The 14,776-nt window shown below is 65.8% G+C and carries 11 protein-coding genes; 3 read left to right on the top strand and 8 right to left on the bottom strand.

Annotated features, from left to right (window positions below):
* Positions 1-65: 65 nt before the first annotated feature.
* Together GWG67_RS14345 and GWG67_RS14340 are read right to left on the bottom strand one after the other, a co-directional pair.
* Positions 66-668: a DUF2147 domain-containing protein gene (locus tag GWG67_RS14345; protein WP_275169962.1), complete on the bottom strand. Its 603-nt coding sequence runs from the start codon at positions 666-668 to the stop codon at positions 66-68.
* A gap of 116 nt (positions 669-784) precedes the next feature.
* On the bottom strand, positions 785-1,813 hold the full coding sequence (locus GWG67_RS14340) for an NAD(P)/FAD-dependent oxidoreductase (RefSeq protein ID WP_275169961.1): 1,029 nt from the start codon (positions 1,811-1,813) through the stop codon (positions 785-787).
* 179 nt (positions 1,814-1,992) lie between these two features.
* On the opposite strand from GWG67_RS14340, the gene GWG67_RS14335 reads away from it, so the two are divergent.
* Complete coding sequence (locus GWG67_RS14335) at positions 1,993-2,460, top strand: thioesterase family protein (RefSeq protein ID WP_275169960.1); 468 nt, start codon at positions 1,993-1,995, stop codon at positions 2,458-2,460.
* Positions 2,461-2,472: 12 nt separating this feature from the next.
* Here GWG67_RS14335 and GWG67_RS14330 read toward each other — a convergent pair whose 3' ends face one another.
* The gene (locus tag GWG67_RS14330) at positions 2,473-2,793 is read right to left on the bottom strand and encodes a 2Fe-2S iron-sulfur cluster-binding protein (RefSeq protein ID WP_007602043.1); all 321 of its coding nucleotides are present in this window, start codon (positions 2,791-2,793) and stop codon (positions 2,473-2,475) included.
* 165 nt (positions 2,794-2,958) lie between these two features.
* Entirely contained in the window at positions 2,959-3,333 is a 375-nt protein-coding gene (locus GWG67_RS14325) for an Hpt domain-containing protein (RefSeq protein WP_275169959.1), read from the bottom strand.
* A gap of 396 nt (positions 3,334-3,729) precedes the next feature.
* On the opposite strand from GWG67_RS14325, the gene GWG67_RS14320 reads away from it, so the two are divergent.
* Complete coding sequence (locus GWG67_RS14320; protein ID WP_275169958.1) at positions 3,730-9,438, top strand: apolipoprotein A1/A4/E family protein; 5,709 nt, start codon at positions 3,730-3,732, stop codon at positions 9,436-9,438.
* Between the two features lie 196 nt (positions 9,439-9,634).
* Here GWG67_RS14320 and GWG67_RS14315 read toward each other — a convergent pair whose 3' ends face one another.
* From GWG67_RS14315 to GWG67_RS14305, 3 genes are read right to left on the bottom strand one after another with little or no spacing between them, the layout of a single operon-like run.
* Complete coding sequence (locus tag GWG67_RS14315) at positions 9,635-10,516, bottom strand: MlaD family protein (protein ID WP_275169957.1); 882 nt, start codon at positions 10,514-10,516, stop codon at positions 9,635-9,637.
* A 16-nt stretch (positions 10,517-10,532) separates the two neighbouring features.
* Positions 10,533-11,303 (bottom strand): ABC transporter ATP-binding protein, encoded by a 771-nt coding sequence (locus tag GWG67_RS14310; protein WP_007612400.1) that lies wholly within the window; start codon positions 11,301-11,303, stop codon positions 10,533-10,535.
* A gap of 2 nt (positions 11,304-11,305) precedes the next feature.
* Positions 11,306-12,439, bottom strand: a complete 1,134-nt coding sequence (locus tag GWG67_RS14305; protein ID WP_275169956.1) for an ABC transporter permease — start codon at positions 12,437-12,439, stop codon at positions 11,306-11,308.
* Between the two features lie 143 nt (positions 12,440-12,582).
* On the opposite strand from GWG67_RS14305, the gene dgcA reads away from it, so the two are divergent.
* Positions 12,583-13,578: an N-acetyl-D-Glu racemase DgcA gene (gene dgcA, locus GWG67_RS14300; protein WP_275169955.1), complete on the top strand. Its 996-nt coding sequence runs from the start codon at positions 12,583-12,585 to the stop codon at positions 13,576-13,578.
* Here the strand turns inward: dgcA and GWG67_RS14295 are convergent.
* Complete coding sequence (locus GWG67_RS14295; protein ID WP_275169954.1) at positions 13,548-14,744, bottom strand: major facilitator superfamily domain-containing protein 6; 1,197 nt, start codon at positions 14,742-14,744, stop codon at positions 13,548-13,550. The genes dgcA and GWG67_RS14295 overlap by 31 nt on opposite strands.
* Between the last annotated feature and the right edge of the window lie 32 nt (positions 14,745-14,776).

Raw genomic sequence — 14,776 nt, 5'->3', positions numbered from 1 at the left:
CGCGAGCAATGACGGCGGTGTGTGGAGCTACGGAAGTTCGGGCGGCAAAGCGCGCGACGTAGACCCTACTGCTTCGGCGCCGGCGCCATCATCGCGCCGCCCTTCTTCGCCGCAGGCGCGGGCACCGGCTTTGTCGCAGCGGTTGCTTGCGCCGGGAGATATTTCGCGACGATGGCGGGATCGACCTGCGCGATGTTGGCGTCGGGAAGACGCGTCCAGGTCTCATCCTTGCCGAACAGGGAAATGCCGAGGAAGCCGCGCATCGTCAGGGTCTGCCCATCCGGACTGACCGTCATCTTGGCCTTCCAGATGTTGCCGTCGCGCGGATTGACCACGTTACCGCCGTCATACTTCAAGCCATCGCGCTTCATGTCGCGGATGAAGGAGAGGCCGAGCACCGGCGCGTTCTTGCGATCATCCGTGCATTTCGCGCAGATCTCGTTCGGATCGTCGCCGGGCCGCGGAAAGGTTTTTGCGATGACGCCTTCGAAGATGCCGTTGTGGTCGACGAAGAGGAACCATCCCACCGTCTTGCCGTCTTCGACCTTCTGCCAGAGGCCCGCGGCGGTCGGCTGCTGCACTTGCGCCGCAACCGGGCTCACCGCGCCGAGCGACATCGCGAGCGCGAGGAGCGAGAACAACCGAAAGCTGGAAAAGAGAGTCCGCATTATCATCACCTTGCTGAGCCAATCGCCTTGCTAAGCCGCCTACTGCAATGGCCGCAGACTACGGCGATTTCGCGAACTGTTCCAGCACCAGAAACATGGGGCATCGCCCGCCGCCGTCAGTTGACGCCGAGCTTCTTTTGCAGGCTGGAGGACGATGTCGTGTACTGGAACACGAGCCGCTTCTCCGGATACACGTAGCGATGGGCTTTTTGCGACATCAGCGCACCCTCGTGGAAGCCGCACAGGATCAGCTTGATCTTGCCGGGATAGGTGTTGATGTCGCCGATCGCGAAGATGCCCGGCACGTTGGTCTCGAACGCGGATGTCTCGACCGGCACCAGATTATTCTCCAGCGCGATGCCCCAGTTCGCGACCGGACCGAGCTTCATGGTCAGCCCGAAGAACGGCAGCATGGTGTCGCAGGCAATTTCGATTACGCTGTTGTCGTTGCCCTTGACGGTGGCGCCGCTCAGCTTGCCCTCGTTGCCCGACAACGCGGTGACCTGGCCGAGCCGCAGATCCATCTTGCCGGCAGAGACCAGCGCGCGCATCTGCTCGACGCTGTGGGGGGCGGCGCGAAAATCGTCGCGACGGTGCAAGAGCGTGATGCGCTTGGCGATCGGATGCAGATTGAGCGTCCAGTCGAGCGCGGAATCGCCGCCACCCACGATCAGCACGTTCTTGTCGCGGAACGTCTCCATCTTGCGCACGGCATAGTGCACCGAGCTTCCTTCATAAGCTTCGATCCCCGGCACCGGTGGACGCTTGGGCTGGAACGAGCCGCCGCCGGCAGCGATCACCAGCACCTTGCATTCGAACACCTTGCCGGCGTCCGTGGTGCAGCGGAACAGGGGATGGCCGATCTTCTCCACAGTCTCGATCATTTCGCCGAGATGGAAGGTCGGATGGAAAGGCTTGATCTGCTCCATCAGGGCTTCGGTGAGGCCCTGCCCCGAAACCTGCGGAATGCCGGGAATGTCGTAGATCGGCTTTTCCGGATAGAGCTCTGCGCACTGGCCGCCGACCTTGTCGAGGATGTCGACGAAATGCGTCTTCATGTCGAGAAGGCCCAGCTCGAAAGCGGCAAACAGACCGCAGGGGCCGGCGCCAATAATCAGCACATCCGTTTTGATCGCGTCGCTCATGTCGTCTCTTTATCGTCGTTCGGTGGGACGGCGCCCTTTGGGCCGAGGTGACCCTGCCTGTCTAGCCAACGGGGATGGATCAGGGAAGGCATAAAAGCGGGAGCGCCCCGCAGCCGCACCCACTTGCCGGGTCAGGATAACTGGGCTGTAACCAGCAACGCTATGACGGAGATCAATCGGTGAACGCACCAAGCCGCCTCGATACGACGCCGCGCCTGGAGGACTATCCTTTTCGCCTCAGCGACAATGTCCGCTTCGGCGATCTCGACCCCAACCAGCACGTCAACAACGCGGTCTACGCTACCTATTTCGAGACCGGCCGTGTCACGCTGACGAAGCTCCCGGAATACGGGCTGACGCCGCCGGGACTTGCCTGGATCATGGTGCGGCTCGACATCCATTTTCGCGCCGAGTTGCACTGGCCGAACACAATCGAACTCGGCCTCGGCGTCGCGAAGCTGGGACGAACGTCGGTGACGTTCGAGCAGGTGGTATTTTCGGAAGGGAAGTGCATTGCATCGGCGACGTCGGTCGCCGTGATGATCGACGAAGCGTCGCGCCGGCCAACGCCACTCACCGCGGAAGTGCTCAAGAAGCTCAGCCCCTGGCACAAGTGCGGCATCGAGGTCGCGCCGCCGAGCACATGATAGCTAAGAGAGTTAGGCCTGCCGCTCCGGCGTCGCCACGACGAGGCCGTCGAGATCGTCGGAGACCTTGATCTGGCAGGACAGGCGCGAGTTCGGGCGTACGTCGAAGCCGAAGTCGAGCATGTCCTCTTCCATCGGCGTCGGGCTGCCGACCTTCTCGCGCCACGCTTCGTCGACATAGACATGGCAGGTGGCGCAGGCGCACGCGCCGCCGCATTCGGCCTCGATGCCGGGAATGCTGTTGCGGATGGCGGCTTCCATCACAGTCGCGCCGTTCTCGACGTCCACCGTACGGGTTTCGCCCTTGTGATCGACAAAGTGAATTTTGGCCATGTGTGCTCGTACTGCCGCGATCTAGGGAATGAAGGAGGGTCCGGGCTGTCCTATAACGGGTCGATCAGCCCGGCGCCATAGCGTTTTGATAAGTCGTGAATACCGCTTCGCGGGAAGAAAACCCGTCAAAACAAAACACTAGAGGACGGCTCTGGCCCTGTCAGCCTAAGGGTTGAGGATCGCCCCGATGGCGGCGCGCGCTTCGGTCACCGCCTCTTTCAGCGCGGCGAAGGCGTGAGGCCGGCCCTGGCCGGTCTGGATCGCGGTCTCCAGGCTGGCTGCGGCATCCGCCACCGCAAAGGCGCCGATCCCGCGCGCCGAGCCCTTGAGCTTGTGGGCGAGTACACCGGCCTCGGCGGGCAGCGCTGCCATTGCCGCGATCAGGCGCACCGCCTGCTCGGCAAACATCGCCAGCACTTCCTGTTCCAGCTCGGAATCGCCGAGCGTCATGCGGGAGAGATGATCGAGGTCGAGCGGGCTGTCGATGGGTGCAAGCGGGGGCGAGGGCATCCAGTCCATCCGTTGCAGTTCAGGCGTCATGGCGCAGGCCCCGGCATCGCGCGTTGTCCGCCGGTCCGGCGGTCAAGTTCCCTCCACCCAAGCACGGAAATGGTTAACGAAATGTTCCGGCCGTTTTACGCAAATCTGCCTGTTTATTGACGAAAAGTTGCCGCAATCCGGCGAGTTCCGTGGAGAATTCCATTTATTGCTAAGGCCTTACGGCACGATCCTGTTAACGATGATTAAGAATGTCTTAATCGCGGGCATTTCATTCGCGACGCTCTGCCAATAGGATGTTGGAGAAATTGGCGGACAAGCCGTCCGGGTGGGGATGGCTCGGAGATCCGCGCAAGCGGCATGATCCGGACTGTGGGCTTGCGTAGCGCGCAGAGCTCGCGGGGGGACGCGTACAAGTAACGAGGGCTCGGACTGAACATGGCAAACACTCCGAAAAAGGTCAAAGACCCCACAGAAGATGCGCTTTCTGCAATCCAGGAAGCCCTGAACATCAGCGACACGGCTGCGGACACCAGCCGCAATGCCTCGATGCGCAGCGAAACGCCGCCCCCGGTCGGGCCACCGGCTCCCCCGATCTTCGACGAACCGAGCTTCGACCCGCGTCCTGCCGCGAACGAACGCGCGATGTTCGACCAGGTCGAGGAGCCGCGCTCCTCGCGCCGCGCCGCCAATGACGACCGTGCGACCATCGGCCAGCTCTTGCAGACGCTGCAAACGGGACGCCCGACCCGCAACATCTATACCGGCGCGACAATCTTCACCGTCATCTGGCTGGCGGCCTGCGCCGCGCTGACGGTCGGCTTCCTGCCTTCGATCCAGGCGGCGATGGGCCAGAGCGGCGGCGTGTTGGCCATTGCCGGCCTCGTCACGATGTTCTTCGCGCCGATCATGCTGTTCTTCTTCCTGGCGAGCCTCGTCTGGCGCGGCCAGCAAATGAGCTCGGTCGCGCAAGCAATGGCCCAGGTTGCGATCCGCTTCTCCGAGCCGGAAGGCTCGGCCTCGGATTCGATGGTCACCGTGGGCCAGGCCATCCGCCGCGAGGTTGCGGCGATGGGCGACGGCATCGAGCGCGCCATCGCGCGCGCCGGCGAGCTCGAGACGCTGGTCGCCAACGAGGTCGCGGCGCTCGAACGCGCCTATTCGGACAACGAAGTGCGCATCCGCGCCCTGCTCCAGGACATCGCGCATCAGCGCGACAATCTGGTCGGCCAGGCAGAGCAGGTCCGCAGCGCCATCTCCGGTGTGCAGATCGATTTGCGCCACGACATCGCGCTGATCTCGGACGCGATCGCCTCGCGCGTCGACGAGGTCGCCAAGTCCATCACAGGCGCGCTCGAAGAGCGCGGCGCCCACATCACCGGTGCGCTCAGCAACGCCGGCGACAATATGATCCTCGCGCTCGGCGAGCGCGGCGGCGACCTGCTCGACCGCCTCGAGGAGGCCAGCAACGAGACCACGCGCGCCGTGCTCGACGCCAGCGAGCGGCTGACCACCAGCCTCAATTTCAAGACCGGCCACGTTCACGACGAGTTCGTCGACCTCGCCGACCGCGTCCACGAAATGCTGAACGAGCGCATCGACCGCATCACCGGCGAGTTCGAGCAGCGCTCCGCCGCGATCGTCGACGGCATCTCCGAGCGCACCGAGCAGGTGCACGACAGCCTGAAGAATTCGTCGGACTCGCTGCTGCTCGAGCTCGAACTGCGCTCCAACGACCTCTCTGCCAAGATCGACGACGCCGGCAATCGCCTCGCCGGCCACATCATGACCTCCGGCGACAAGGCGAGCGAAGCGCTCGACGCCACCGTCAACACGCTGGTCGCCAAGGTCGTCAGCCAGACCGAGACCGCGCACGACTCGCTGTCGCTCCAGATGAGCGCCTTCGACGAGTTGGTGAAGAACCAGGGCACCGAGCTGGTCGAGAAGTTCGCCCGCGACTCCGGCACGCTGGGCGCGCTGATCACCCGCCACATCTCCGAGTTCGACCGCACCGTGAAAACCTTCGGCGGCGAGATCGTCGATCGGATGGGCCAGCGCACCCAGGACATCCATGAGTCGCTGAAGACCTATGTCGACAATTTCGACACCCGCTTCACCTCGAACGGCGGCGCGATCACGGCTGTGCTCGACCAGCGCCTGGTGCAGTTCGAGACCACGGTCGGCGAGCGCGTCAGCAACCTCGACACCTCGCTGAACGGCAAAATCTCCAGCCTCGACTCGACGATCGATGGTCACATCAAGACCTTCGACGAGCAGCTCGTCGGCCGCGTCGCCGCGCTCGAACAGTCGTTCGATACCCGTGCGAAGTCGGTCACCGAGACCATCGACGGACGGCTCAACACGCTCGCCTCGTCGCTGACCGACGGTGCCGCGCAGGCGATCCAGTCGATCGACAACCGCCTCACCCATCTCACGACGTCGCTAACCGATGGCGCATCGCAGGCGATCGAGACGATCGACAACCGCCTCAACCACCTCACGACCTCGCTGACGGATGGCGCATCGCAGACCATCCAGACGATCGACACGCGCCTCACGCATCTGACGACCACGCTCACCGGCGGCGCGTCGCAGGCGCTCGAATCCATCGACACGCGCCTCACCTATCTGACCACCGCGGTGACGAACGGCGCCTCGCAGGCGGTGCAGTCGATCGACACCCGCCTCACCCTCCTGACCTCGACGCTCACGGACGGCACCGCGCAGGCGATCGAGGCGGTCGACCGCCGCATCACCGGCGTCACCGAGATCATCGACGGCCGCAGCATGCACCTGACCGACACGGTCACGGCGCGGTTCCAGGACATCCAGCAGGCCATCGAGACCAAGGTCGGCTCGGTCGCCAGCGACATCGACGTGCGCGTGGCGCAGTTCGAGGACCTGCTCGGCTCGCGCGTCGAGGCCGTCGCCGGCCGCATCGAAAGCAGCGGACGCCAGGCCAGCGAGGACATGATGTCCCGCGCCGAGATGATCTCGACCGCGATCCGCTCGCATGTCGAGGACGCCGAGCGCTCGCTCACCAACCTCGTGGTCAACACCAGCGAGACCATCCAAACCGGTGCGCGCACCGCACAGCAGTCGCTGATGACGGTTTCCTCCGACGTCAACGCCCAGCTCAAGATGACCTCCGCCGAGGTCGAGCGCGCGCTGACCGCGGTCGGCACCGGTGCCGCGAACTCGATCCTGACCAGCGCCCGCGAAGCGCAGTCGACGCTGGTCGCAGCATCCGGCGATGCCTCCAACCAGATCAAGGGGCTCACGGCCGACGTCGAACGCACGCTGTCGTCGGCAGGCTCGGCGACCGCCGCCTCGATCCTGGCCGGTGCCCGCGAGGTGCAGACCACGCTCGTCACGGCGTCCTCAGACGCGGCCAACCACGTCAAGACCCTCACCGCCGACGTGCAGCGCTCGCTGTCGATGGCCGGCTCCGCCACGGCGGAATCGATCACCGCCGGCGCCCGCGACGCGCAGAGCGCGCTGGTCGCGGCTTCGAGCGAGACCGCCAACCAGATCAAGGCGCTGTCCTCGGACGTGCAGCGCTCGCTCTCGATGGCCGGCACCGCGACGGCAGAGACCATCATGACCGGCGCGCGCGAAGCCCAGAGCACGCTCGTCAACGCGTCCTCGGATGCGGCGAGCCAGGTCAAGTCTCTCGCCGCCGAAGTGCATCGGTCGCTCTCGCAGGTCGGCCAGTCGACCGCCGAGACGATCACGACCAGCGCCCGCGATGCCCAGAGCACGCTGCTGGCGGTTTCCGCCGAACAGACCGGCCAGGTTCGTTCGCTGGCGGCCGAGATGCAGCGCGCGCTGGCGACCGCCGGCGGCGCCACCATCGAGGCGCTCACCAGCGGCGTACGCGAAGCCCAGGGCACGCTGATCTCCGCTTCGACGGACGCTGCGAGCCAGATCAAGTCGCTGACCACGGACATCGAGCGCACGCTGACCTCGGTCGGCGCCGACACCGCCTCGACCATCCTCAACAGCGCGCGTGAGGCGCAGACCTCGCTGACCTCGACTTCGGCGGATGCCGCAAGCCAGATCCGCACGATCTCGAGCGAGATCGAGCGTACGCTGAGCACGGCCACCGCGAACGCGACCAACGACATCCAGACCAGCGCGCTCAACGCCCAGAACGCGCTGATCAACGCCTCCAACGAGGCAAGCTCGCGGGTCAAGTCGAGCTCGGCGGACGTCGAGCGTTCGGTGCTCGCCGCCAGCAGCAGCTTCGGCCAGGCCATGACCGGCAAGACCGACGAGATTGTCACCTACGTGCAGCAGCAGTCGGACCGTCTCGCCAACATGATCGACGCCAAGCGCGGCTCGCTCGTGGACGCGATCGGTTCCAAGACCAGCCAGCTCACGCTCGACATCGACCGCGTCACGTCCGACGCGCTGAAGTCGATCGAGACCCGCGGCCACGCGTTCTCGCAGACCATGATGGGCAACGGCTCCGAGGTGGCGCGAACCATCAACTCGGCGAGCGAGATGGCGACGGGTGCCGTCAACAAGTCGCTCAAGGACCTCGAGCAGGCCTCCCGCGCGGCGATCGACCAGTCGCGCCAGGTCTCGATCGCGGCCGTCACCGAGATGCAGGAGACTAGCAAGATCCTGCGCACCGACACGGTCGCCCTGTTCGAGCGCCTGCGCGAAGGCAACATCCTGCTCCAGGAGGTGCTGACCGGTGCGCACGACAACCTCAACTCGCTCGAGCGGGCGCTGGTGACGCGCGTCGCCGACTTCGTCTCGGCGATGAACGACGTCACTTCGCGCAACGGCGCTGCGACGCAGAACCTGGAAGACCAGCTCAACGTCTTCAACAGCAAGACCACGCGGGCGCTCCAGGATCTCGGCGAGCTGTCGACCCAGTTCGACGCGCACGGCAAGGCACTGGTCGAGGCCGCGCAGGTCGTGGAGCAGAGCAACAAGAACACCACCGCTTCGCTCGCCGAACGCAAGCAGGCGCTGGAATCGCTCGTCACTACGATCGACCTGCGCACGGCCGATCTCGACCAGCGCCTGTCGCGCTTCACCGGCCTGCTCGATGAATCGCTGGCAGCCGCCGAAGAGCGTGCCCGCGACATCGCCCGCGTCGTGGCGGAGACCGCCGGCGCCGGTTCCGCCGCGATCACCCGCCAGTTCGAGGCGGTGCGGTCGGCCTCCGAAGAGGAGCACCGGCAGACCGTCGAGGCCATGCACGACATCTACCGCCAGACCACCGACGAGGCGGATGCGATGTTCAAGCAGTCGACCGAGAAGTTCACCAACCTCGTCTCCAGCATGAAGCAGATGGCGTTCGAGATGCACAACGAGCTCGAAGCCACCCGCAACGAGCTGCGCCGCGGCGTGCTCGAGATGCCCCAGGAGGCCGCCGAGAGCACTGCGCAGATGCGCAAGGTGATCGTCGACCAGATCGAGGCGCTCGCCGAGCTCAACCGCATCGTGGCCCAGCACGGCCGTGGCCTCGACGTCTCCACGACGGGCCGCGCCAGCGTGCAGCGTCAGGAAGAGCCGATGCTGGCGGCGGTCGGCGCGCGCAGCACCGAGACGCGCATGCGCGAGAGCGCCAGCGCCTCGACGCTGCCGCCGCCGGACCTCGGCATGCCGGCCTCCTCGCGCCGCACCGAAGCGCCGCCGGTCGCACCGGCCGGAAACGACCAGGGCCGCGACGGCTGGCTGTCCGACCTGCTGAGCCGCACGGACGCCAACCAGGGTGCACCCACCGGACGTGAGGCCCCGCGCGCCCGCCAGGCTGCACCGGCTCCGCAGCCGCAGGCTCCGCAAGGTGGCGGCAATCCGCTGGAATCGTTGTCGCTCGACATCGGCCGGCTGATGGACCGCAACCTCGCGTCCGAGATGTGGGACCGCTACCAGCGCGGCGAGAACAAGGCCTTCACCAAGCGCCTCTACACGCCCGCCGGCCAGAAGGCCTTTGATGAGGTCGCCCGCAAGTATCGCTCCGACCGCAACTTCAAGGGCACGGTCGACCGCTATGTCGCCGAGTTCGAACGTCTGCTCGACGAAGTCGCCCGCGACGGCCGCGGCCCGCAGGAGCTGCGCAACCACCTGACCTCGGAAACGGGCCTAGTGTACACACTGCTCGCGCACGCAGCGGGCCGGCTGGGGTGAGCGGTTCGCGGCGATAGCGAATGAAAAACGGAGCCCTCGCGGGCTCCGTTTTGTTTTGGGGCACATCGCTGCGCCTCCAAAAACTCGTCATTGCGAGGAGCTCTTGCGACGAAGCAATCCAGACTGCTTCTGCGGAGGCAGTCTGGATTGCTTCGCTTCGCTCGCAATGACGAGGTGAGAGACGAGTGCAACGCGGCTACTGCCGCCGGCGCTCCGGCGCGGCCGGCTTCGGCGGCTCTGGCGGCGGAGGCGGAGCGGCCGGCGGTGCGCTGTTGCTGGCGCCGAACAGGACGCGGGTCGGGTTACGGTCGAAATTGTTGACGGCGCGACTGATGTCGCCGAGCGTGCGGCGGCCGTCGGTCATCAATGCGCCGGAGCGCTTGTCGAAATCGTCGGCCAGTTCCCGGATCGACTTCACCGCCTGGAACAGCTCGCCGCCATCCTTGCCGCCGGCGAGCGTGTTGAGGCCGAGCATGAGGCTATCGGCCTTGAGCATCACGCCGTCGACCTTGGCCATCACGCCGTCGATCTTCTCGGAGTTGCGGGCGAGCGAGTTGGTGAAGGTCTCGAGATTCTTCAGCGAGTTCTTCACCGACTCCTGATTGTCGGCGACGATCTTGTTGATGTTCTGGAGCGTGCCGCGGATCGCCTCGGTGACGTCCTGGAGCTTGTTGGGATCGGCCGTCAGCGTGGGGATGCCGTCCTCGTCGAGCGGCGGCGACGGCGCGGCCTCCTCGCCGCCCTTGAGCGAGATCGCGGCAACGCCGGTCAGGCCCTGAAATTCGAGGCCGACCAGGGTGTCCTTGCGGATCGGGGCGTTGTTCTCGACCATGGCGAGTGCGACAACCCGCCGCGGGTTGTCGAGCTTCACCGAGACCACCTCGCCCACCCGGATACCGTTGAAATTGACGCTGCCGCCGTTGCGCAGGCCCGCGGCCGGGCCCTCGAACACGACGCGCAGCGGGCTGCGCTGCTTGGTGGTGTGCAACGACTGAAACCACAGCACGAAGCCGATCGCGGCGGCGATCACCGCCAGCGTGAACGATCCGATCAGCACGTAATTTGCGCGCGTTTCCATCAGCTACTCCGGCACCTCAGCCCATCACCGCGCGAGCGCGCTTGCCATGGAAATATTGCCTCAGCCAGGGATGCTGCGAGGCCTGCATGTCGGCGATCGACCCTGCCGCAATGATCTTACCGTTGCCTAAAACGGCGATGCGGTCACATGCTGTGTAAAGGCTATCGAGATCGTGGGTTACCATGAAAACGGTCAGCCCCAAAGTACGCTGCAACGTCCTGACCAACTCGTCGAAGTCGCCGGCGCCGATGGGGTCGAGGCCCGAGGTCGGCTCGTCCAGGAACACGAGATCCGGGTCGAGCGACAGCGCGCGCGCCAGCGCCACGCGCTTGATCATGCCACCCGACAGTTCCGACGGAAAGCGATCGGCGACTTCCGGCTTGAGACCCACCATAGTGAGCTTGGCGATGGTGATCTCGTCCATCAGCCGCTGCGACACCCGCAGATATTCGCGCATCGGAAACTGGATGTTCTGCCGCACCGTGAGCGAGGAGAACAGCGCGCCCTGCTGAAACAGCACGCCCCAGCGCCGCTCCACGTTGCGACGCTGCGACGTATTGGAGGCATCCAGATCGACGCCGAACACCTCGATGCTGCCTGCGACCTTCGGCACGAGGCCGATGATGGTGCGTGTCAGCACGGACTTGCCCGCGCCGGAAGGACCAACGAAGCCAAGAATCTCGCCGCGCTTGACGTCGAGGTCGAGCCCGTCGAGCACGCGCGTCGCGCCGAACTGCACGGTGATGTCGCGGACGCGAATGATGGGGTTCTGGATCTCGCCTGCCATCGTCACATCCCGATCGCGGCGAAGAAGATGGCGAACACGCCGTCCATGACGATGACGAAAAAAATGCCTTTCACGACAGACGACGTCGTGTGCTGCCCGAGCGATTCGGCGCTGCCTTGCACCGCGAGCCCCTCGACGCAGGCGACGATGCCGATCACCGCGGCCATGACAGGTGCCTTGACGATGCCGACGATGAAATGGTCGATCGAGATGGCATCGCGCAGCCGCAGCAGGAAAGCCTCCGGCTGCACGCCCCCATAGAGCCAGGCGACGAGGCCGCCGCCATAGAGCGCGGCCATCGCGCCGAGGAAGGCCAGGATCGGCAGCGCGAGAACGAGCGCGAGCATGCGCGGCAGCACCAGGACCTCGATCGGGTCGAAACCCATGGTGCGCAGCGCGTCGATCTCCTCGCGCATCTTCATCGAGCCGAGTTCGGCGGTGTAGGCGCTGCCCGAGCGGCCCGCGACCATGATCGCGACCAGCAGCACGCCGATCTCGCGCAGCACCAGCACGCCGAGCATATCAACGACGAACAGGTCGGCGCCGAACCTGCGGAAGTGGAAGATACCCTGCTGGGCGATGATGCAGCCGATCAGGAAGGTGATCAGCACCACGATCGGCACCGCGCGCCAGCAGACCTGCTCGAGATGATGCACGGTCGAGGTCAGGCGGAACGAGCGCGGATGAATCAGGGTGCGCGCGACCGCCGCGAGCACCGCGCCGAGCATGTCGATCAGGCCTGCCACGGTGCCGGCAACGCCGGCCACGGCCCGGCCGATCTGCTCGAGCATGCCGGTGATGGTGATCGTGCTGCTGTCGATGACGGGCGTTGCCCTGACCCGCCGCACCTCGTCCACGAGGCTCGAATAATTGGCGGAGAGGCCGGCGATCTGCGCCTCGACGGCGCCCTGCGTCAGACTGCGGCGTAGCCGCTCGATCAGCCAGGCGCCGAAAGTGTCGAGCTTGGAGACCTCGGAAACGTCGATGAAGATGCTTTGCGAGCCGCCGGCGAGCTTCTCGGCGTCAGCCACCATCCGCTCCAGGACCGGCGCGAAGCTCGCGGTCCAGGTTCCGGTGGCGCAGAGTGCCAGCGCATTGCCCTTCGCAATCCGTTCCAGCTTCGGATCGCCGTTCAAGATGTCCGCTCCCGTGCCGCGGCGCGAGAAACGGATGAAATCAGATGGTTGCGCACGCGCCCTTACCCAGAGAAGGTATCCCCAACTGGTTAACCTTAGTTGCTAGAGGTAACCAGCAGGTTCAGATTTCGCCAGAGTTCAAAATGACTTCCAGCAAAGTTCCTGTTCTCTCTGCGCGAATCGAGCGCTTTCCCATCGCGGGCAGTTTCACAATCAGCCGGGGCGCCAAGACCGAGGCTGTGACCGTCCTGGCCGAGGTCAGCCGGGAGGGCCTGACCGGCCGCGGCGAATGCGTGCCCTATCCCCGCTATGGCGAGACGCCCGAGGCGACCCTTGCCGCCATCCAGGCCATGCAGGAGGCCGTGGCCCGCGGCCTCACCCGCCAGGCCCTGCAAGCCGCCATGCCGCCCGGGGCGGCCCGCAACGCGCTGGATTGCGCCCTGATCGATCTGGAAGCCAGGGCCGCCGGCCTGCGGGCCTGGAGCCTGCTCGACCGCCCGTCGCCGGGCGAGCGCACCACGGCCTACACGATCTCGCTGGGCACGCCCGAGGCCATGGCTGCCGCGACCGCCAAAGCGGCGCACCGGCCCCTGCTCAAGATCAAGCTCGGCGGCGACGGCGACGGGGAGCGGATCGCCGCCGTGCGCGAGGCCGCTCCTGAATCCGAACTGATCGTGGATGCCAACGAGGCCTGGACCGAGGCCAATCTGGAGCACAATCTTGCGGCCTGCGAGGCCGTCGGCGTCACCCTGGTCGAGCAACCGCTGCCCGCAGGCAAAGACGACGTGCTGGCGCGGATCAAGCGGCCGCTCGTGGTCTGCGCCGACGAGAGCGTGCACGACCGCCACTCGCTCGCACCCCTGCGCGAGCGCTACGACGCCGTGAACATCAAGCTCGACAAGACCGGCGGCCTCACCGAGGCGCTGGCAATGGCCGATGCCGCTCAGGCGCTCGGCTTCGAGATCATGATCGGCTGCATGGTCGCAACCTCGCTGTCGATGGCGCCGGCGATGCTGGTGACGCCGCAGGCGCGCTTCGTCGATCTCGACGGCCCGCTGCTGCTGGCGCGCGACCGCGATCATGGCCTTCGTTACGACGACAGCCTGATCTATCCGCCGGACTCGTCGCTGTGGGGATGAGCTTTCAGCTGGTGCCGCGCCGACCAGATCAGAAGTGCGCCGGCAGCGGCCATCGCTGCCATGACGTAATACAGGCCATCGCCGATGCGGGCGTAGATCGCGCCTGACGCGATCGAGGTGGTCGCACCCAACAGCCCGTTGCACGCGGCGTAGTAGCCCTGCCCCCGCGCGATCTGATGCGACGGCACCCGCTGCACCAGAAGACTCATGGTGCCGAGAATGGTCATTCCGAAGGTCAGGCCGTGGCCAAGCTGCACGACCGCGAGCAGCGCGAGTGGCGGATCGTATGCGGTGACGACCCAGCGCACGACCGCGCTCGCGCCCCCGATCGCCATCAGCGAGGACGGATGCAGCGAGAAGCGCGGCGACAGCGCGAAGACGGCGATCTCGGCGATCACCCCTAATGTCCAGAGGCCCGCGATCGTCAGCCCGCCGAGGCCGTGGGCCTGCCAGTTGATGGCCGAGAACGTATAATACGCGACGTGACTGCCCTGGATCAGCGCGGCAGAGACGATGATGGCCCAGAAGCCGGCATCGCGCAGCAGCGCCTTGCTGTCGTGCACCGCCGTCGTCCTTCGCCTGACATCGTCGAGCGGCTGCAGCAGCATGCCGGCGGCGACCGCAATCACGGCCCAGGCGACGATGACCCAGATCAGATCGCGCGGCGCGATGTGGTCTACGAGATAGCCGCAGGCGAGCGAGCCGGCCGCGAAGGCTGCCGAGCCCCACAGCCGCACCGGCCCGTAGTCGAGCCCGTAGCGGGCGACGCCACGCAGCGCATAGGCGTCGGTCAGCGGCATGGTCGGCGTCCACATCATGCAGGTCAGCGCATAGATCAGGAACAGCGCCAGCGGCTGCTGCTGCAAGCCGACCGCCGTGAACCCGATCGCCGTCGCCAGCACGGACACCATCATGCCGGCGCGAATGGCATGTCGCTTTTCGGCAAAGGCGGTGATCTGCGGCAGCGTGGTGAAGCGCGTGATCGCGGGCAGCGCGTTGATGAGGCCGATCCAGGCAGCGTCGATGCCGATCGCCTTCAGCCAGACCGGAAAGAACGGCAGATGCGTTCCCGATACCGCGAACACGGCCGAGTAGAACAGCGCGAGGCTGACGGCGAATCGCCGCTTCTGAGATGCTGCGATGGGGATTTGTGATTCGGGTGCCATCAAACCAATTGCGATTCGGTCGATATCGTGGT

It is taken from the genome of Bradyrhizobium sp. CSS354 (genome assembly GCF_029051725.1).
Classification (GTDB): domain Bacteria; phylum Pseudomonadota; class Alphaproteobacteria; order Rhizobiales; family Xanthobacteraceae; genus Bradyrhizobium.
The sequence above is the reverse complement of the archived record's forward strand: the minus strand, read 5'-3'. Positions and strand labels throughout refer to the sequence as shown.